At 63.3% G+C, this 20,284-nt stretch carries 18 protein-coding genes; 6 read left to right on the top strand and 12 right to left on the bottom strand.

The features are described 5' to 3' along the window. Positions 1-12 precede the first annotated feature (12 nt). The 7 genes from CQ12_RS04055 to CQ12_RS04025 form a co-directional block, all read right to left on the bottom strand. Entirely contained in the window at positions 13-453 is a 441-nt protein-coding gene (locus CQ12_RS04055; RefSeq protein WP_157087992.1) for a hypothetical protein, read from the bottom strand. Positions 454-578: 125 nt separating this feature from the next. Next, a complete protein-coding gene (locus CQ12_RS04050) occupies positions 579-1,778 on the bottom strand; it encodes an ABC transporter substrate-binding protein (RefSeq protein WP_057834074.1) in 1,200 nt (399 codons plus the stop codon). 95 nt (positions 1,779-1,873) lie between these two features. Next, a complete protein-coding gene (locus tag CQ12_RS04045; RefSeq protein WP_057834073.1) occupies positions 1,874-3,712 on the bottom strand; it encodes an AMP-dependent synthetase/ligase in 1,839 nt (612 codons plus the stop codon). A gap of 177 nt (positions 3,713-3,889) precedes the next feature. Then, positions 3,890-4,669 carry an ABC transporter ATP-binding protein gene (locus CQ12_RS04040; RefSeq protein ID WP_057834072.1) on the bottom strand — a complete coding sequence of 260 codons (780 nt, stop codon included), beginning with the start codon at positions 4,667-4,669 and terminating at the stop codon, positions 3,890-3,892. Between the two features lie 10 nt (positions 4,670-4,679). Further along, entirely contained in the window at positions 4,680-5,438 is a 759-nt protein-coding gene (locus CQ12_RS04035; RefSeq protein WP_057834071.1) for an ABC transporter ATP-binding protein, read from the bottom strand. Continuing rightward, complete coding sequence (locus CQ12_RS04030) at positions 5,435-6,586, bottom strand: branched-chain amino acid ABC transporter permease (RefSeq protein WP_057834070.1); 1,152 nt, start codon at positions 6,584-6,586, stop codon at positions 5,435-5,437. The genes CQ12_RS04035 and CQ12_RS04030 overlap by 4 nt, the downstream gene beginning before the upstream one ends. Continuing rightward, on the bottom strand, positions 6,586-7,461 hold the full coding sequence (locus tag CQ12_RS04025; protein ID WP_057834134.1) for a branched-chain amino acid ABC transporter permease: 876 nt from the start codon (positions 7,459-7,461) through the stop codon (positions 6,586-6,588). Before CQ12_RS04025 ends, CQ12_RS04030 begins: the two co-directional genes overlap by 1 nt. A gap of 286 nt (positions 7,462-7,747) precedes the next feature. Here CQ12_RS04025 and CQ12_RS04020 point away from each other — a divergent pair, with 286 nt between their 5' ends. Together CQ12_RS04020 and CQ12_RS04015 are read left to right on the top strand one after the other, a co-directional pair. Then, positions 7,748-8,500 (top strand): ABC transporter ATP-binding protein, encoded by a 753-nt coding sequence (locus CQ12_RS04020; protein WP_245309725.1) that lies wholly within the window; start codon positions 7,748-7,750, stop codon positions 8,498-8,500. Then, the gene (locus CQ12_RS04015; RefSeq protein WP_057834068.1) at positions 8,497-10,020 is read left to right on the top strand and encodes a hypothetical protein; all 1,524 of its coding nucleotides are present in this window, start codon (positions 8,497-8,499) and stop codon (positions 10,018-10,020) included. Before CQ12_RS04020 ends, CQ12_RS04015 begins: the two co-directional genes overlap by 4 nt. 191 nt (positions 10,021-10,211) lie before the next feature. Here CQ12_RS04015 and CQ12_RS04010 read toward each other — a convergent pair whose 3' ends face one another. Further along, complete coding sequence (locus tag CQ12_RS04010) at positions 10,212-11,150, bottom strand: alpha/beta fold hydrolase (RefSeq protein ID WP_057834067.1); 939 nt, start codon at positions 11,148-11,150, stop codon at positions 10,212-10,214. A gap of 148 nt (positions 11,151-11,298) precedes the next feature. On the opposite strand from CQ12_RS04010, the gene CQ12_RS04005 reads away from it, so the two are divergent. From CQ12_RS04005 to CQ12_RS03995, 3 genes are all read left to right on the top strand, one after another. Beyond that, entirely contained in the window at positions 11,299-12,114 is an 816-nt protein-coding gene (locus CQ12_RS04005) for an MBL fold metallo-hydrolase (RefSeq protein ID WP_057834133.1), read from the top strand. Between the two features lie 136 nt (positions 12,115-12,250). Then, a complete protein-coding gene (locus tag CQ12_RS04000; protein WP_057834066.1) occupies positions 12,251-13,252 on the top strand; it encodes an alpha/beta fold hydrolase in 1,002 nt (333 codons plus the stop codon). Between the two features lie 52 nt (positions 13,253-13,304). Then, positions 13,305-14,357: an amidohydrolase family protein gene (locus CQ12_RS03995; protein WP_057834065.1), complete on the top strand. Its 1,053-nt coding sequence runs from the start codon at positions 13,305-13,307 to the stop codon at positions 14,355-14,357. Here CQ12_RS03995 and CQ12_RS03990 read toward each other — a convergent pair whose 3' ends face one another. From CQ12_RS03990 to CQ12_RS03980, 3 genes are all read right to left on the bottom strand, one after another. Then, positions 14,358-15,608 (bottom strand): aminopeptidase, encoded by a 1,251-nt coding sequence (locus tag CQ12_RS03990; RefSeq protein WP_057834064.1) that lies wholly within the window; start codon positions 15,606-15,608, stop codon positions 14,358-14,360. It abuts the gene before it with no gap. A gap of 189 nt (positions 15,609-15,797) precedes the next feature. Then, complete coding sequence (locus CQ12_RS03985; RefSeq protein WP_057834063.1) at positions 15,798-16,085, bottom strand: DUF1330 domain-containing protein; 288 nt, start codon at positions 16,083-16,085, stop codon at positions 15,798-15,800. A gap of 59 nt (positions 16,086-16,144) precedes the next feature. Next, entirely contained in the window at positions 16,145-18,013 is a 1,869-nt protein-coding gene (locus tag CQ12_RS03980; protein WP_057834062.1) for a DEAD/DEAH box helicase, read from the bottom strand. 227 nt (positions 18,014-18,240) lie between these two features. On the opposite strand from CQ12_RS03980, the gene CQ12_RS03975 reads away from it, so the two are divergent. Further along, entirely contained in the window at positions 18,241-18,960 is a 720-nt protein-coding gene (locus tag CQ12_RS03975; protein WP_057834061.1) for a DNA-3-methyladenine glycosylase I, read from the top strand. 36 nt (positions 18,961-18,996) lie between these two features. On the opposite strand, the gene CQ12_RS03970 is transcribed toward CQ12_RS03975, so the two are convergent. After that, positions 18,997-20,229: a rhodanese-like domain-containing protein gene (locus CQ12_RS03970; RefSeq protein ID WP_057834132.1), complete on the bottom strand. Its 1,233-nt coding sequence runs from the start codon at positions 20,227-20,229 to the stop codon at positions 18,997-18,999. Between the last annotated feature and the right edge of the window lie 55 nt (positions 20,230-20,284).

The raw sequence follows: 20,284 nt of genomic DNA, 5'->3' as shown, positions 1-20,284 counted from the left end.
TCGATTCGCCTGTCAGTCCTCGTCCTCAACCCAAAGACAACCGGCTTTGGTCGTCCCTATCACGAGAACACCCATGTCAAACGTGGCTGGTGTTGCCGGCATCCAGGAGTCACACTCAGATCCAGCGTTCGAGACAAACACAACGTCCTTTCCCTCGAACAGCGACATGAACTGCCGCCAGAGATCGGCCGCCTCGGACACACTCATGATTTCCAGGCTATAGGCGAGATCGGCGCACAGCACGTGGGTTGCGATCTTGTTTGCCTCGACGCTTCCGATCGATCGGTAGATCGCGCCATCATCAGCCAACCCAAAGGCGCGGGCGACCTCAGTAACGCTCATCCGGCCTTCAACGACGCCGCATCGGATGTAGCCGGCCCGGCGCTCGCGTTGAATCCGGCTGCAAATGTCAGCGTCCTGGCCCGTCAGAGCTGGCTCCTCTCCGTTCGTCATCTGCACTCACCCCACCATCGAGGTGTGTTAGCAGAGCGAATGCGCTATCCAAAGCAAAAGGGCTGCGCGATCGTCTCGCGCAGCCCTTTGTCGTCTAGCTCAGTGTCGTTGGAGCCACCGCTCCCTCAGAACATCAGGCCTTCCTTGATCAGCACCCAGCGGCCGTTCTTGACCTGCTGGACCTGGGTGATCGTAGTGGCGAGATGATCGGTCTTGGAGAACTTGGTCGGCGGCGAATTGAAGATGTCGCGGAACTGCTCGCCTGACTCCAGCGAGTTCATCATCTTCTGGCCAGTCAGGTCCTTGCCGGCCTTCTCGGCGTAGAACGCAAACGTCATCATGGCGTTGTAGCCGATGATCGCTTGGGTGTTGGCATCCGAACCGAACATCTTCTTGTAGTTCGCGAGCCAGTCCTTGACCTTGCCCTTCGCGGTGTCTTCGTACGGGATTTCGAAGCCGGACGCGGCGTAGAGGCCTTCGACGGCTTCCTTGCCGAGCGCCGGCACTTCCAGCACGTTGGTCGGCGTGGCGCCGAGGAAGGTGACGTCCCAGCCGAGTTTCTTGGCTTCGCCCATCGCGCCGATGGTCTCGCGAATAACGGTGCCGAGCACGACCACATCACAGCCGTCGGCCTTCATCTTGGCGACCTGCGCGCTGAAGTCGGAAGCGCCTCGCTTGTAGCTCGTGACCGACGCCGGCGTCAGCTTCATCGCGGTGAGTTGCTGGGTGAAGCCGTCGAGCACGTTCTTTCCGTACTCGTCGTCCTGATGCATAATGCAGGGCTTCTTGAAGTTTTTCGTCTCCAGCATGTACTTGACGGCGGCGCGGGTGCTCTCGACGTAAGGCAGGAGGTTGTTGAACTTCAGCCTTTCCTGCGGCTTCGCCGGATCGAACTTGAAGGTGAACTCGGCTGCCGTCAGCGGGAAGAGCTGCAGCACGCCGGCATCGAACAGGATGTCCTGCGCGGCGAGCACGGTCGGCGAGCCCATCGGACCGACCATGGCGAAAACCTTGTCGCGCTCGACCATCTTCTGCGACGCCAGCACGGCGCGCTTCGGATCGTAGCCGGAGTCCTCCAGGATCAGCTTGATCTTGCGGCCATGGATGCCGCCGGCGGCGTTGATTTCCTCGGCCGCCATCTTCATGCCGTTGGAGACCGGAACACCCCAGGTCTTGATCGGGCCGGACAGGTCCTGATGCGTGCCGATGACGATCTCGCTCGCCGAGATGCCTTGATCGGTAACCTTGGTCTGGGCTGCGGCCGGCAGCCCGGTCAGCGCAAGGGCGCTCACCGCAAGGCCCAACGCCCTAAACGATTTCGACATTGCAATATCCTCCTAGTTGGCCCGTGTTGAGCGAAGGGTAGGGCCTTGTTGTCCTTCGCCGCTTACTTGATTTCGCTTTCGAACTTACGTTTCGCCTACGCCACCGCCCGCTCGCCATACATGGCGTTGATTTCGGCGGCATAGCGCTTATTCACGAAGCTGCGCTTCAGCTTCATGGTCGGCGTCAGCTCCTCGTCCTCGGGCGTGAGCTGACGTTCGATCAGGTAGAACTTCTTGATGGTTTCGACGCGCGCGAAGTTGACGTTGACGGCCTCGATCTCGCGCTGGATCAGGTCCTGGATTTCCTGCGCACGGCACAGGCTCGCGTAATTGGTGAACGGGATGTCGTGATCCTGCGCGAACTTCTCAACATTCTCCTGGTCGATCATGACCAGACACGTCAGATACGGCCGCTTGTCGCCGATCACGACGGCATCGGAAACGTAAGGCGAGAACTTCAACTGGTTCTCGATCTCCGACGGTGTGACGTTCTTGCCGCCCGAGGTGATGATGATGTCCTTCATCCGGTCGGTGATCCTGACGAAGCCCTCATTGTCGATCGAGCCGACATCGCCGGTATGCAGCCATCCCTTGGTGTCGATGGTCTCGGCGGTCTTCTCCGGCTGGTTCAGGTAACCCATGAACAGGAAATCGCCGCGGATCAGGATTTCACCCTGCGGTGAAATCGCCACCTCGCCCCACGGCGCGGCCTTGCCGACCGAACCGAGCTTGATGCGATCGGGCGGCATCACGGTGGCCACACCGCAATTTTCCGTCTGCCCGTAGACCTCGCGCATGTCGATGCCAAGCGCGAGATACCAGCGGATCAGATCGGGTGCGATCGGGGCCGCGCCGGTAAAAGCCAGCCGGCAACGGTCGAGACCGAGCATGCGGCGGATGTTGCGGAACACCAGATAGTAGGCGGCGCTGTTGGCGAGCCGCAGCGACAATGGCGGTGTGTCGCCTTGCAGCTTGTACTCCGTCACGCGATTGCCGATCGCGAGCGCGTTGCGGTACATCCAGTTCTGGAACGTGGTCGCATCCTTCAACGCGATCGTGATTCCGGAATAGAATTTTTCCCAGACCCTGGGCACCGCGAGGAAGGCGGTCGGCTGCACCTCGCGCAGATTGTCCGGCACGGTCTCCGGGCTCTCGGCGAAATTCATCACCGATCCCAGCGCCAGCGAGATGTAATAGCCGCCGATCCGCTCAGCGACGTGGCAGAGCGGCAGGAACACCAGCCGCTCTTCGTTATCGCTCGACGGAAACAGATCGTTGGCGTGGCGCATCTGATGCGTCACGCTGCGGTTGGAATGCATCGCGCCCTTTGGCGGGCCGGTGGTGCCGGAGGTGTAGACGAGGATGGCGAGATCGTTCGCGTTGCGGCTCCCGATCATCTCGTCCCACAGCGCCTCATTGCCTTGCGCGTGGTTGCGCCCGAGCGCCATGAATTCGGCCAGCGACAGCACCATCGGATCGCTGAAGCCGTGGAGGCCTTCCATGTCGAACACGACGATCTTCTGCAGCGTCGGACAGCGCGAGCGGCAGGCCAGGATCTTGTCGAGCTGTTCTTCGTCTTCCGCGAAGATCACCTTGGTCGAGGAGTCGTTGATGAGATATTCGACCTGTGACGAGGAGTCGGTCGGATAGATGCCGGAAGAAACGCCGCCGGCGCACAGGATGCCCATGTCGGCATAGACCCATTCCGGCACCGCGTTGGCGATGATCGAGGCGACGTCGCCGGGCCGGAAGCCGGACGCATGCAGGCCGAAGGCGATATCCTTTGATATCTGCAGCCACTCGCGCCAACTGGTCGGCTGCCAGATGCCGAATTTCTTCTCGCGGATCGCCGGCCGATCGCCGCGCGCCTCCACGGACTTCAGAAAGCTCCTCGCGATCGTGTCGGCGACCGTCAGCACTGCCGGTCTGGCCATGCGTCTTCCTCCCTCTGTCGCTGCCTCGACCGCCGGTCTTGAGAGCCGGTATTGTCTTTCGAGGCAGGCTCGAATTTAGCTCGAATTCCCTCGTAACGCCAATGCCTTAACTGCGACATCTTTGAACTTGAGCATGATCTTGCCGGAAAACCGGTGTCCACTTTTCCGGATCATGCTCTAGCGCCAGGTTTTCTTCTTTTTCCAGCGCCGTTCGCCGCGGGCGCCCTCTTCCTTGGCGCCGAGATAGAATTCCTGGATGTCCTTTGAATTCATCAGCCGCTCGCAGGTGTCGTTCATCACGACGCGGCCGATCTCCAGCACATAGCCGTAATGTGCCGTCTCCAGCGCCACCTTGGCGTTCTGCTCGACGAGGAGGATGGACATGCCCTGCTCCTCGTTGACGCGCTTGATGATGGTAAATATTTCCTTCACCAGGATCGGCGACAGGCCGAGCGACGGCTCGTCCAGAAGCAGCAGCGTCGGCCGGTTCATCAGCGCCCGCCCGATCGCCAGCATCTGCTGCTCGCCGCCGGAAAGCTGCCCGGCAGGCTGGTTGATGCGCTCCTTCAGCCGCGGGAAATAGCCGTAGACGCGGTCGAGATCCTCGACGACCCCGTCGCGATCCTTGCGCGGATAGGCACCCATCATCAGGTTCTCGCGCACCGACAGGAACGGAAACACCTCGCGTCCCTCCGGCACGTGGCTCAGGCCCAGCCGCACGATCTTGTCGGCCTCCATGCGCTGGATCGGCTTGCCCAGGAATTCGATCGAACCCTTCTGGGGATCGAGAATGCCGGAGATGGTCTTGAGCACGGTGGTCTTGCCGGCGCCGTTGGCGCCAAGCAGCGTCACGATGCGGCCGCGCGGCACTTCCAGGCTGATACCGCGGATGGCCATGATCGGCCCGTAATAGCTCTCGATATTGCTGAGCTTGAGGATGATGTCGGAAGCACTCATGGCATCATCCTCATGCGCCGAGATAGGCGGCGACGACGTCGGGATGGCGCTGCACCTCCGACGGCGAGCCCATTGCGAGCACGCGGCCATAGTTGAGCGCGATCACACGGTCGGAGACGCGATTGACCAGCGTCATGTCGTGCTCGACCATCAGGACCGTGATGCCAAGCTCGCTCTTCATGTCGCGGATCCAGAACGACATGTCCTCGGTTTCCTCGACATTGAGCCCGGACGATGGCTCGTCCAACAGGATCAGCTTCGGCTCCGAGCACAGCGCGCGCGCCAGCTCGATCACCTTGCGGACGCCGTAGGGAAGTCCGGAGATCAGCTTGTCGCGATAGGCTTCGAGATCGAGGAACTCGATCACCTGCTCGACGCGGCGGCGATGAAGCTTTTCGCCAGCGCGCACGCTCGGCAGGAACAGCAATTCCTGCCAGAGCTGCGTGGTGGAATGGCGATGGCGGCCGACCAGCAGATTGCTCAGCATGGTCGCATTCTCGAACAGTTCGATGTTCTGAAAGGTGCGGGCGATGCCGAGACCGGCGATGTCATACGCAGGCTGGTCGGTGATGTCCTGGTCCTCGAAGAAGATCTTGCCTGATGTGGGCGGATAGATCCGCGATATCAGGTTGAAGATCGAACTCTTGCCCGCGCCATTCGGGCCGATGATCGAAAGGATCTCGCCCTTCTCCACCGCGAAGCTGACGGAATCGACCGCCTTCAGGCCGCCGAAATGCAGCGACAGGTTTTCTGCACGGAAATAGCTCATCGGTTCCGCTCCGATTTCACGTAGATCTTCTGGCGTTTGAAGGTGGCGCGCTTGTAGAGCGGGAAGAGCTGGAAGAAGAGTTTTATCTTCAGCCATCGTCCGTAGAGGCCGAGCGGCTCGAACAGCACGAACAGCACGATGATGACGCCGTAGATGGCCCCCTTGAGGCCGTTAGCGGATGCAATTGCGGCAACGTTGCTGTGAACTTTCCCCGCCGTCACGCTGTCGGCGCCGAACGTTGCGGCCAACCCTGAGATGATGCCCGGCAGGTCGTCCTTCAGATAGGTCAGGAACGGATCGATCATGACCAGGAAGATCGCGCCGAGCACCGCGCCGTGCAGGCTGAAGGCGCCGCCGATCAGGATCACGATGATGAACTCGATCGAAAGCTGCAGCGTGAACATTTCCGGGGAGATGAAGGAGAGCTTGTGGGCGAACAGCACGCCGGCGAGGCCCGTAATCGCCGCGCTGATCGCAAACGACTTCACCTTGTAGAGCGAGACGTTGACGCCCATGCTGCGCGCTGCCGTCTCGCTGTCGCGGATCGCGACGAAGGCACGTCCCGTCGGTGAGCGCAGCAGATTGAGGGTGCCGACGATGGTGAGGACCAGGACGGCAAGACAGAGATAGTAGAAGGTCGGGCCGTTCTGCGGCACCGCCTGCCCGAACAGGCTCAGCGTCTTGACCCGCATGCCCTCGTTGCCGTGGGTTACCGACTCCCACCGGGCCAGCACTTCCTCGACGATGAAGGCAAAGGAAATCGTCGCAATGACGAGGTAGATGCCGGTCAGCCGCAGCGCCGGAAATCCGACCAGCGCGCCGACCACGCCGGTGAGCAGGCCGCCGGCCAGGAAGTAGACCGGAAACGGCACGTTATATTGCTGCAGATAGGCCGCCGTATAGGCGCCGATTGCCAGGAACGCAGCATGGCCGAGCGATGCCTGACCGGTAAAGCCGGTAAGGATCATCAACCCGACGCCGACGGTGGCGTAGATGCAGACGAACACCAGCTGGCTGACCAGGTAGCTGGACAGCACGAACGGCGCGATCAGCAGAAACGCGATCAGGATGCCGTAGGAGACGTAGTAGCCGCTGTGCGGAAACAGCTTGATGTCGTCTTCGTAGTCCGTTTTGAAAAGAAATCGCATCAGACCTTCTTCCGCGTATGAACACCGAACAGGCCTTCGGGCTTGAGCAACAGCACCACCAGAAGAACGATATAGGGCGCGACGTCCTTCCAGCCCTGCGGCAGGTAGAAGCCGGCCATGCTCTCGATCACGCCGATCAGCACGCCGCCGACCACGGCGCCGGGGATCGAGCCGAATCCGCCGAGCACCGCGGCGGGAAACGCCTTCAGACCCAGCACCAGACCGACATTGGAGTGAATGAAGGTAATCGGCGCGAGCAGCACGCCGGCAGCGGTCGCGACCGCCGCCGAGATCGCCCACACGATCGACACCACGCGCTTGACCGGAATGCCCATGTAGTAGGCAGCCAGCATGTTTTCGGAGCTGGCACGCATCGCCGTGCCGAGCGTGGTGCGGTTGAAGAAGAGATAAAGCAGCGCGCAAAGGATGATGGTGGCCGCGATCACCGACAGCTTGTCATAGGCCAGCACCAGCGAGCCGATACGCAACACGCCGTCGCTGAACGGCGTCTCGATCTTGAAATCGTCGGTGCCCCAGATCATGCCGACCACCGAGCGCAGGAAATATCCGAGCCCGATCGTCGCCATGATGATCGAAAACTGCGGATAGCCGAGGATCGGACGCACGACGACGCGCTCCGCCAGCATGCCGAATGCCGCCATGGCCGCGACGGCGCCGGCGAATCCAAGCCAGTAATTGAGGCCAAGCATGCCGATGAACGTGAAGGCGAAGAACCCGCCCAGCATCATCAAATCGCCCTGAGCGAAATTGACGACCTCGGTTGCCTTGTAAACGAGCACGAAACCGAGCGCGATCAGGCCATAAACGCAGCCGAGCGCGATGCCACTCACCAGCTGCTGAACGAAGTCCAGCATCATTTCCCTCCCCAGATGCCGGGCGATTCTGTCGATCGCCTCTTCCGCATCTTGTGTCTACACGCTGCGTGGTATTCCACGAAGCAGCCGCACATGTCCCGCGGCATTGAGCCCAAAGCGCTAAGCGCTGTCAACAAAGCGCTGCGTTCTGCGCCGTTAACAATTGCGGAGAAATGCCGCAGCCCGGGAAGTTGCGGGGTTTGGCGCGATTTGGTCCACCAGATTCACCGCACCGAAAGTTCTTCGGTTCATGGTCCACAGCGAACAACTGGATCGCTCCGAAATCATGAAAGCGGATGTACCGGCGCTCGAAGTGCGAGGGTTAACGAAGCGTTTTGACCGCCCGGCGGTCGATTCGCTCGATCTCACTATTCGCACCGGCGAGTTCTATGCCCTGCTCGGCCCTAACGGCGCCGGCAAGACCACGACCTTGCGCATGGTCGCCGGCCTTCTACGGCCCGATGCCGGCTCCGTCTCGATACTGGGCATCGATGCCCTCGCCGATCCCGTCGCCGCCAAGCAGATCATGGCCTGGGTTTCCGACGAGCCGATGATCTATGACAAGCTGACGCCGCTGGAATATCTCGAATTCGTCGCCGGCCTTTGGGGTGTCGATCCCTCAGTTTCCGAAACCTCCGCGCACCAGCTTCTGGTGTCGCTCGGCCTCGAGCCGCATCTGCACGAGCGCTGCGAGGGATTTTCCAAAGGCATGCGCCAGAAGGTGGCGCTGGCCGGCGCGCTGGTTCACGATCCCCGGCTGATCATCCTGGACGAACCGCTGACCGGGCTCGACGCGCTCTCGGCGCGTCACGTCAAGGGATTGTTGCAGGAGCGCGTGCGCTCCGGCTGCACCGTGATCATGACGACGCATATTCTCGAGGTCGCCGAGCGGATGGCCGACCGGATCGGCGTCATCGCCGCCGGCCGGCTGGTCGCCGAGGGCACGCTCACCGAGTTGCGTCAGCAGAACGGCCGCGGCGACACCAGCCTCGAAGACATGTTCATCGCGCTCGTCGATGCCGAGGCGGCAGCCGCATGAGTTCGGCGGCTGCGCTCACCTGGTTTGCCCGGCACGAAATCCGGCTGGCGTGGCGCGAATGGATGGCGATGATCGCCGGCAGGCGGGGAAAACGGAAGCGCGCGATCATCGCGCTGATCGTGTTTGCCGCCGTCATGCACCTGCCGGCCTACGCCGTGATCGGCCGCTTCGCCGATCTGGAGGCCCCGCTCGACACGCCCGAGCTGATCGTCATCACCGCGACTATCTTCCTCGCCTGGGCGTTGATGCTGTCGCAGGCGATCGAATCGGTGACGCGGGTGTTTTACGCCCGCGCCGATCTCGACCTCCTCATGTCGTCGCCGGCCAACCTCGCCAACGTGTTCTCGGTGCGGATCGCGGCGATCGCATTGTCTGTCACCGGAATGGCGCTGCTGCTGTCGACGCCCTTTGTCGACGTGCTCGTATTCAGCGGCGGCGCGCGCTGGCTCTCGGCGTTCGGCGTCGTCATCGCCATCGGCCTTTCGGCCGCAGCCGTTGCGATCGCGATCACGGTCGCGCTGTTCAGGTTGATCGGCCCGAGCCGCACCCGCCTGGTCGCGCAGATCGTGGCGGCGGTCATCGGCGCCGGCTTCGTCATCGCGCTCCAGGTCGCCGCCATTCTTTCGTATGGCACATTGTCCCGCTTTGCAGTGCTGACCTCAGATGCGGTTTCCGCTTATGCGCCGGATCTCGACAGCCCGCTGTGGTGGCCGGCGCGCGCGGCGATCGGCGACGGAATGGTGCTGTCGTGGCTGATGGCCGGCGGACTGCTGCTGCTCGGCGCCGTGATGGCGATTTTCTCGCCGCGATTTGCCGATACCGTCGTCCGCGTCGCCGCAACCGCGCGCTCTGTCCGTCATGGTCCGCGCGCAACGGCGTTTCGCGGCGGCTCGCGCCAACAGGCGCTGCGCACCAAGGAGTTCTTGCTGCTGCGGCGCGACCCGTGGCTGTTGTCGCAAAGCCTGATGCAATTATTGTATCTGGTGCCGCCGGCCCTGATGCTGTGGCGAAGCTTTTCCGAAAGCTCGGCCGCGATCGTGCTGATCACGCCCGTCATCGTGATGGCGGCGGGCCAGCTCGCCGGCGGCCTCGCCTGGCTGACGATCTCGGGCGAAGACGCCGCCGACCTGGTCGCGACCGCCCCGTTGCCACCGTCACGCGTGATCCGCGCCAAGATCGAGGTAGTGCTGATCTCGATCGGCGTCATCTTCGCGCCATTGATTGCAGCACTTGCGTTTGCATCCATGACGCAGGCGATCGTCACCGCGCTCGGCGTCATCGTCGCCACCATCTCCGCCGCCGCGATCCAGCTCTGGTTCCGCGTGCAAGCCAAACGCAGCCAATTCCGCCGCCGCCAGACTTCGTCGCGTCTGGCGACATTTGCGGAGGCCTTCTGCTCGATCGGCTGGGCCGCGACCTCTGCGCTTGCCGTCACGATCCCAATCGCCGCCGTGATCAGCGGTGCGCTCACTGCCGGCATTTTGGCCGTGACGTGGAAGATCAGCCCTCAGCGGGGCTAGTCCTACTGCTTCTCCACCCCTGCCCGCTCGATCACGTCGCCCTAGCGCTTTATCTCCTTCTCGATGAACGGGATCATCATCTCGGCTTTCTGCAGCAACATCGGGCGGGTGCCGAATTCTGTCCTTCTGGAGAGGACTTGCTGGACGAAGATGACGGTTTTCGGAACGGCTTGCCATGCGGCAAAGTCGACCTAGGCGCGGATCAGATCCATCACCGCCGCCGCAAAATCCTCCGGCGCTTCCTGTGGCAGATTGTGTCCGATGCCGGCGAGCACGCGATGGCCGCGGCGGCCGGCGAATTTCGGCGCGCTGGCCGTGCCGTCGGTAGCGGCAATGACGCCGTCGCCCGCGCCGTCGAGCGTGATTGATGGCACCGTGATAACAGGCAACGCAGCCAGCCTGCGCTGGATGTCGGCATATCGTGGATCGCCGTCGGCCAGACCGAAGCGGTGGCGATAGCTGTGGATCACCACATCGACGTAATCGGGATTATCGTGGGCGACTACAGTGCGTTCGAAACAGGCATCGTCGAACGTCCAGTTCGGCGACCATTGCGCCCACAATATTCTGGCGATCTCGCGCCGGTTGGCGGCAAGCCCGGCGCGGCCGCGCTTGAGCTGGAAATAATACTGATACCACAACGCCACCTCGCGTTCGGGACGCATCGGCACCATGGCGTTGGCGATGTCCTGGATCAGATAGGAGTTGACCGAAACCAGTCCGATGCAGCGCTCCGGCCACAGCGCCGCGCCGACGCAGGCCGCGCGGCCGCCCCAGTCATAGCCCGCGAACACGGCTCGCTTGATGCCGAGCGCATCCATCAGCGCCATCATGTCGGCGCCGACCGCCGCCTGCTCGCCCGAGCGCGGCGTCGCGGCATCGCGAAACCGGGTGGGACCGTAGCCGCGCACATAGGGAACGATGACGCGGCAGCCTTGCGCGGCCAGCTGCGGCGCGACGTCGACATAGGAATGAATGTCGTAGGGAAAGCCGTGCATCAGCATCACGGCCGGTCCATCGGCGGGACCCGCCTCGTAATACGCGATGCTCAGCGGGCCGGCGTCAACCTGCCGCAACGGTTCGAGGCGTTTCGACGACGGGGCGCGCGCGGCGGGGGCGTTTTCGGTCACGGCGAACTCCCTGGTTGAATTTCACCATATGACGTGGCTGCCTGCCGATGAAGCAATTCCGGCGCAGAGCTGTGCTCGAATGTCAGCATGACGGCTGCAAAATTCGGCGATACAGTGTCGCGCCTTTGCCGCGAGAATGGGTCAAGCCATGTTGCGATCCTCTGCCGTTGCCCTCGCCCTCCTCGGTTCGCTGATCGTCCCGGCGGCCGCTCAACAACAACCGCTGCGCAGCGAGTGCCTGGCGATGGCCAACGCGCCGCCACGCGCGACCCCCGTCAGCCTGCGCCGCACCGCCGCCAAGGCCGAAGAGGTCGCAATCACCTATGTCGGGCATTCCACCTATTACATCGACACGCCCGGCGGCATTCGGATCGGGACCGACTTCAACGGCGCCTACCGGACCGGCAGGCTGCCCGACGTCGTCACCATGAACCGCGCGCATTCGACGCACTACACGTTGTTTCCCGACCCAAAGATCCCGCATGTCCTGCATGGCTGGGGCGAGAACGGACAGGCGGCGCATGTCTCGACGCGCGTCGGCGACGTCTATATCCGCAACGTGCCGACCGACATTCGCCGCTACTATGGCGAAGGCTCCGGCGCCATGCTCAAGGACGGCAACTCGATCTTCATCTTCGAGGTCGCCGGCCTCTGCATCGGCCATCTCGGACATCTCCATCACAAGCTGGATGAGACGCATTTCGCGGCGATCGGCCGGCTCGATATCGTGATGGTGCCGATCGACGGCACCTATACGATGTCGCTCGACGGCGTCTCCGACATCACCCGGCGCCTGCGCTCCTCGATCGTGCTGCCGATGCACCGCTTCGCCACTCCGCTCGATGAATTCATGCGCCTGATCGGCCAGCAATTCACGATCGACCAGCGGAGCGAGCGGACGCTGAAGATTTCGCGCGAGACGCTGCCGGGTACGCCGACGGTGATCATTCTGGAAGGGGTGTAAATTCAGGCGCTACTGGCAACCGCCGTCATTGCGAGCGCAGCGAAGCAATCCATACCTCAACACGGGGATAGATGGATTGCTTCGTCGCTTCGCTCCTCGCAATGACGAATAACAACAATCAACAAGGGAGCGGATCTTGAGCGCACCTTCGCAGCGGCTGATCGAGAGCAACGGCATCCGTCTCAACATCGCCGAGCAGGGCGACGGGCCGTTGGTGCTGTTGTGCCACGGCTTCCCTGAATCCTGGTATTCCTGGCGGCATCAAATCGCTGCGCTGGCGGAAGCGGGCTTCCACGCTGTCGCCCCTGATATGCGCGGTTACGGCAAGAGCGACCGGCCGGAGGCGATCGATCAATACACGATCTTCCATCTGATCGCCGACCTCGTGGGGCTGCTCGACGCCCTCGAAGCGCCGACGGCTGTCGTCGTCGGCCACGACTGGGGCGCGCAGATCGCCTGGCAGGCGGCACGGCTGCGTCCCGACCGCTTCCGCGCCGTTGCAAGCCTCAGCGTACCGCTTCGGCCGCGCGGCCCGGTGCGCCCGACCAGCATGATGCCGCAGACCGCAGACGCGCAATTCTATCAGTTGTATTTTCAGGAGCCTGGCGTGGCCGAAGCCGAGATGGAGCGGGATCCGCGAATTACCGTGCTGAGCTCGCTTTATGGCATATCAGGCGAAGGCGCTGCGGCATTTCGCGCGGCCGTCGCCCGCGGTGATAAAGTAGGAACTCCTGGCATGGTGCCGCGCAACGGGAGTTGGCTGCGCGAACCGGCGTTGCCGTCGACATTGCCTGCATGGCTTACCGACGAGGACATCGACTTCTATGCCGGCGAATTCAAACGCACCGGCTTCCGCGGCCCGCTCAATTATTACCGCAACGTCGACCGCAACTGGGAGCTGATGGCGGCGTTTACGGGCGTCGCGGTGAAAATCCCCGCGCTCTTTGTCGCCGGCGACCACGACATGGTGATGGCGGCTCCTCCCGGCATCGACCAACATCTCGCCAATCTCAGGCAGTTCGTCCCGACGCTGCGCGATGTGCGAATTCTGCCCGGTTGCGGACACTGGACCCAGCAGGAACGCCCAGGCGAGGTCAGCGCCGCGATCATCGATTTCATCCGCGGACTGCCGGGCTGAGGCGTTCACGGCAGCGGCTACCAACAAACAAAAAATCAAAGGAGTGAAACTCATGGCCACCAGCACTGCACCCGCCTCCAGAAGCGGGCTTTTTGCCGATCCCCGCGAAGACTGGCTGGCGCAGCACACCGAGGACATCATCGATCCCGCGCGGCCGATCGTCGATCCGCATCACCATCTCTGGGATCGCGGCGGCCTGCGCTACATGATCGAGGAGATGGCGGCCGACATCGCCTCCGGCCACAACGTCATCGCGACAGTCTATGTTGACTGCCGCTCGATGTATCGCGCGCACGGGCCCGAAGCGTTTCGCCCGGTCGGCGAGGTCGAGTTCGCCAATGGCGTTGCTGCGATGGCGGCGAGCGGCGGCTACGGCAAAGCTGCGATCTGCGCCGGCATCGTCAGCCACGTCAATCTCACGCTCGGCGACGGTGCGAAGGCCGTGCTCGAAGCCGAAATCGCCGCCAGCAATGGCCGCTTCCGCGGCATCCGGCATTCCTCGGCATGGGATGCCGATCCCAACGTCGCCGGCATGTATGCGAACAGGCCGAAAGGTCTGTTGCTCGACTCGACCTTCCGCAAGGGCTTTGCCTGCCTTGCGCCGTTGGGCCTGAGCTTCGACGCCTGGCTGTTTCATCCGCAGATCGGCGAACTCACGGATCTCGCCCGCGCCTTTCCCGACACAAAAATCGTGCTGGATCATTGCGGCGGCCCGGCCGGTATCGGCCGTTTTGCCGGGCGGCGCGAGGAGGTCTTTCCGGAATGGAAAGCCTCGATCCAGGAAATCGCGCGATGCCCGAATGTGGTGGTCAAGCTCGGCGGGCTGGCGATGTGCCTGCTTGGGTATGACTTTCATCTGCGGCCGAAGCCGCCGTCATCCGAGGAAGCCGCCGCCGCGTGGCGGCCCTATGTCGAAACCTGCATCGAGGCCTTTGGGCCCGATCGATGCATGTTCGAAAGCAACTTCCCACCCGACAAGGGCCAGTGCAGCTATCAGGTGATCTTCAACGTCTTCAAGCGACTGGCCGCGCAGTACAGCGAAGCCGAAAAGACCGCGCTGTTCTCGAAGACGGCGACGGACTTCTACAAGCTCAAGCTGGACTGATTACGCCCACTCGCCCTTGCGCATGACCGGGACGCGGCGTCCGTCGGCGTGGACGCCGTCGATGTCGGTCTCGGCCGTGCCGATCATCCAGTCGATATGGATGAGGCTCTTGTTGCCGCCCTGGGCCGCGATCTGTTCCGGCGTCAGCTTGTCGCCATTAACGAAGCACTTCGAGTAGCATTGGCCGAGCGCGATGTGGGAGGCAGCGTTCTCGTCGAACAGCGTGTTGAAGAACAACAGCCCGCTCTTGGAGATCGGCGAGGAATGCGGCACCAGCGCCACTTCGCCGAGGCGCGCCGCGCCCTCGTCGGTGTCGAGCACCTTCTTCAGCACCTCCTCGCCGCGCGAAGCCCTTGCCTCGACGATGCGGCCTTCCTCGAACTTCACCTGGATGTTGTCGATCAGCGTGCCCTGATAGGACAGCGGTTTCGACGAGACCACATGCCCGCTCACGCGCCGGCAATGCGGCGTGGTGAAAACTTCCTCGGTCGGGATGTTGGCGTTGCAGGTGATGCCGTTCTTCGCGGTCGAGGCGCCGCCTTCCCACTCATGGCCGTCCGCAAGACCAATGGTCAGGTCGGTGCCGGGCCCGGAATATTTCAGCGCTTGGAAACGCTGGCCGTTCAGCCATTCGGTCCGCTCGCGCAGCACTGCGTTGTGCTTTTCCCATGCGGCCACGGCGCCGTCCTGATCGACGCGGGACGCCGCAAAGATCGCATCCGCCAGTTTTGCCACCGCGACATCCTCCGGCACGTCAGGGAAAACCTGCTTCGCCCAGGACGGACTGGGATATGCGATGATGTTCCAGTTGGTGTCGAAATTGACGATCTTCTCCAGCGCCGGCTGATAGGCGATCGAATTGGCCTTGCTGGCGCGCGCCACCTTCACCGGATCCTCGCCCGACAGCAGCATCGGATTGTCACCAACGATGGCCAGCCGCGCGGTGTTGGCGCTGAATGCCTTCGCCATGCCCTCATAAAGCCAGTTGGCGGCACGATCGAAGCTCGCGTCATGGCCGTGGCGATAGCGCGACAACGTGATCGCCTCATCCGCCAGGAACGGCGTCACGATCCCTGCGCCGGCCTTGTAGGCATGTTCGGCAATCCGGCGCACCAGCGGCAGCGCGACGGAAGGCGCGGTCACCAGCAGGTCTTGTCCCGGCCGCAACTGCAAGCCGACCTTGATCGCGACTTCGGCGAGGCGGTCGAGTTTTACGGGATCGATCGGGGCGTTGCGCTGAACTGCAGTCATGATTGTTTCGGCCAATGCTGAAGGATACTCAGGGCTTCGCCGCCTTCGGCCGTAATCACACCATCAGGCCGAGGGAACGAAGCGCCTGACAACAGCCATAGCACAAGTAGGGCCCGGCGAAACCCGATCTCGTTGATGTTCCGGAATGCAGCAATGCCGAGCGGGGAACCGCTCGCGGCAGCGCCTATATCACAAGCCTCTCACCGTCAGCACGATGGCGTCGGCGCCCGCCTTCCGGTCGACCGATATCTCCTGATACTCCGGCGAGTCCTGAAATTCCCTGGCCGCGGCGTCATCGGGGAACTCCATGATCACGACCTTGTCGCGCGGCCAGTCGCCTTCCAGCACGACGGGATGCTCGTCCGCCACCAGGAGCTTGCCCCTGAACTTCCTGAACACGCCCATGAAGCGCGATTGATAGCGATCGTAGAGTTCGCGGCGGGTGAATTTCAACTGGGCGATGATGTAGACGCTCATGATGGATCCTCATCTGCATGGCAGCTGAGCGTCGGCGCTTTCAGCTGATGTCGCTCCGGTCAGCCACGAAACTTCTTCTTTTTCTTCTTTCCGAATACGGGCTTCGCCGACGCGCCATTTTCATGCCGCGGCTTTCCCGCATGCGCGTGCTCGCCTCGATCCCGCCTTTTGGTATCGTAATGCGCCTTCTTGTCAAACGCCGGCTTGTCGGAGGTCTTGTTCTTGCCGTGCGGCTTTGGCGCCCTTTCCTTCTCGCGCACTTCCTCGTTCGGTGCGGCACTCGTCATCTCCTCGATGCGGATGCTGTCTTCCTTGTCGGGGCGGCGAATGCGCGCGGCGAAGCGGCGGGCGACGCGCGCGGAAATTTCGAATTCGGTGACGGTATCGAGAATGCGGATGGTGCCGATGTCTTCCTTCTTGATGCTGCCGCGGCGGCACAGCATCGGCAGCAGCCAGCGTGCTTCGGCGTTCTTGCGCCGTCCGATCGCGGCCGTGAACCAGACGCTGTCCTCCGCCATGCGATGGCGAGCCGAAGACTTTGCCGGCTTTGATCCGCGTTCGGCTTCGCGATCCGCCCGTTCGCGGGCGCGCTCGGCACGGGATTTGACCCGATCCTCGCCGGGATCGACGATGTCCTCAGGCGAAGGCAATCGCGCGCGGTAGAGCCGCGCCAGCGCGGTAGCGATCTGTTCCGGCGACCGTTCGGCCAACAGGACTTGCGCAAGCGCCTGGTCCTCAGGCGTTATCTCGCCTGCGAACACATCGTCGCGCAGCAGCCGCTCCTGATCGAGCTTTCGGATCTCATCGGGCTGCGGCGCCACGCCCCAGGCCGCGTCGATGCCGGCCAGCTTCAGCAGCATGTCGGCGCGGCGGCGCCGGGCCGAGGACACCAGGAGAATGCTGACGCCCTTGCGGCCGGCCCGCCCGGTGCGGCCGGAGCGATGCTGCATGACTTCGGGGTCGTTCGGCAGGTCGGCGTGGATCACGAGATCGAGGTTCGGCAGGTCGATGCCGCGCGCGGCGACATCGGTCGCGACGCAGACCCGGGCGCGGCCATCGCGCAAGGCCTGCAGCGCCAGCGTCCGCTCGTTCTGGGTCAATTCGCCCGACAGCGCCACCACCGAGAAACCGCGCTCCAGCAGCGTCGCCTGCAGGTGCCGCACGGCCTCGCGCGTATTGCAGAAGACCAGCGTGCCCGGCGATTCGAAGTAGCGCAAAATATTGACGACGGCGTGCTCGACATCGCCGGCCGCGATCCGGATGGCGCGGTACTCGATATCGGCGTGTCCGCCCTCCTCGCCCGCGACTTCGACGCGAAAGGCGTCCTGCTGATAGTCCTTCGCCAGCGCGACGATGCCCGGCGGCAAGGTCGCCGAGAACAACAGCGTGCGGCGGTCCTCCGGCGTCGCCTGCAGGATGAATTCCATGTCCTCGCGAAAACCGAGATCGAGCATTTCGTCGGCTTCGTCGAGCACGATGGCCTTCAGTTCCGACACGTCGAGCCGGCCGCGCCGCAGGTGATCGCAGAGCCGCCCCGGCGTGCCGACCACGATATGCGCGCCCACCGCCAGTTCGCGCTGCTCGCGGCGCGGGTCCATGCCGCCGACGCAGGAAACCACGCGGGCGCCCGCATGCTGATAAAGCCAGGCAAGCTCGCGATGCACCTGAAGCGCCAGCTCGCGCGTCGGCGCCACGATCAGCGCCAGCGGAGCCGCGGCCTGACCGAACCGCTCGGCGCCTTCCAGCAGGTTGCTCGCGACCGCCAGGCCATAGGCAACGGTCTTGCCCGAGCCAGTTTGCGCGGAAACCAAGAGGTCGCGGCCGTCGGCATCGTCGGCCAGCACCGCCGTCTGTACCGGCGTCAGGCGGTCGAAATTGCGTTCCGCCAGGGCTCGGGCGAGCGGCGGGTAGGTAGGTAGAAAAGTCACGAGATCTCAGACCTTGCTTGGCTCGATCAGCCGGAAATGTTGAATATCGCCCCGAACCGAAATGGCTCGAAGCCAGCGCAAATGACGCGCGGCAGCACGGCCCGACGGATGTGAATGAGGTGGGGATGCTTTAGGCGAAATCTGCCCCGTGCGCCATCCCTTCTTTGCAGGTCAGCCGATCACTTCTAAATTATAGTTTCAGGGCATTTCACCGGGGGCCGTGCACCGTGACCGCATTCAAGACCATTCGCGCCCGCGCCGAGAAGCGCAAGGGCGGGCCGAAGGCGCTGGCCAAGCTGCTGCCGGCCAAGCCCGATCCGAAGGCGCTTGCCAGGCTCGGCGACGACCGGATTCTTGCCGAAATGGCCAGGCGGGTGTTCTGCGCGGGCTTTGCCTGGAGCGTGATCGAGACCAAATGGCCGGGCTTCGAAAAGGCGTTTCTCGGCTTCAAGCCCGGCCCGCTGTCGCTGAAGCCGGACGAGTTCTGGGACGATCTGATGAAGGACACGCGCATCGTCCGCAACGGCGCCAAGATCATGTCTGTGCGCGCCAATGCAAGCTTCGTCAGGGACATCGCCAGGGAGCACGGCAGTTTCGGCAAGTTCCTCGCCAACTGGCCGTCCTCCGACGAAGCCGGGCTGCTGGAACTGCTGGCGAAACGCGGCAGCCGGCTCGGCGGCAATACCGGGCAGATGATGTTGCGCTTTCTCGGCTGGGACGGGTTTGTCACCTCCCGCGATGTCGTGCTCTGCCTGCGCGATGCCGGGCTCGATATCGCGGAGACCGTCACCTCCAAGCGCGATCTGGCCAAGGTGCAGGCGCAGTTCAATGCGTGGGCTGAGGAGACAGGGCTTTCATACGTGCAGATCTCGCGGATCTGCGCGCTGTCGATCGGGGAGAACTACACCGCGGAGAAGCTCGAGAGCATGATGGGCGGCGATGATTGATGGGTATCGCTTACGCTCCACCCATCCTGCGCGATCTCAAATGACGAAGAATCCGTGCGTGGCGTCGCGGCGGAGCTGGTCGACGAGGCCGTATTCCCAGTCGAGATAGGCCTGCATCGCGCTCTCTTTGACATCGGTGCCCTCATAGGGGCGGCGATAGCGGTGTGACGGATCGGGCTTTGGGATGACGCGCGGCGGTCCGACTTCCAGCGCCCCGTCGTAGCCGCCCTCGAGCACGTAAACTTCCCAGCCCATCTGCGCGAGCCAGGAGGCGGTCATGTCGGCGCGGACACTTCTGTTGTCCGTCAGCACGATGCGGGCGCCGCGCACTGGGGCTGCCATGTCGACCTCCTGCACCAGCTGTCCGCCGGCGTAATGGCGAAAGCCTGCGAGGTGACCGGCGGTGTACTCCTCTTCCGAGCGTACGTCGAAGCGATAGAGCGTGCGGTCGCCCTGCGCCTGCAGCGCCGCTAATTCCGCAAGGCCGATGTGGCGAACGCCGGCGCGATAGGCGACGTCGCGCGCGTTGGTCTCGCCGCCTGCGATGGCGCCGATCTCGCCGCGGCGGTCGGACCCATGTTCGAGCTTCTGCTTTGCCAGCGTCCAGCCGATGGTTCCGTTGCGCAGCGCCATCACGTTGTTCGTGACGCCGGCATTGATCAGCGACTGGGTGCCGATGATCGAGCGGGTGCGGCCGGCGCAATTGACAATGATGGTGGTCTCGGGGTCCGGCGCCGCGCGACCGGCGCGCAGCACCAGTTCCGCGCCGGGCACGCTCATGGAGCCGGGGATATTCATGGTCGCATATTCGTCGAAGCGGCGGACATCAAGAATTTGGATGTTGGCCCCGCTCGCGATCAGCGCGCCGACTTCCTCGGCGGCCAGCGACGGCGTGTGGCGGCGCGACGCGACCAGTTCGCCGAAGGCCTTGGCGTAGGAATTGACGTCCTCGAACACCTCATGGCCCGCCGACTTCCAGCCCTGCAGCCCGCCATCGAGCTGGCGGACATTGGAGTAGCCCAATGCGGCCAGCCGTTCCGCGGCCTGCGGCACGAGGCCCTCGCCGTTATCATAGATCACGATCGGCACGTCCTTGCGCGGCAGCCGCGCTTCGGCCTCCAGCGCGATGCGGTCGGCCGCCATGTTGGCGGCGAACAGGGGGTGGCCGGTGGCGAAGGCGGCTTCGTGCCTGACGTCGAGCAGCGCGATCTCCTGGCGCAGCAGCAGCGCGGTGCGGACTTGCGAGGGGGTGACTGAGGGTGTGGTCATGGACGGGATTTCCGAAAACGGCATATGATCGCTGGCATCATGGGCATGCTGAGCA

It is taken from the genome of Bradyrhizobium jicamae, from assembly GCF_001440395.1.
In the GTDB taxonomy this organism is placed as follows: Bacteria; Pseudomonadota; Alphaproteobacteria; order Rhizobiales; family Xanthobacteraceae; genus Bradyrhizobium; species Bradyrhizobium jicamae.
This window is presented reverse-complemented; position numbering and strand designations above follow the sequence as displayed.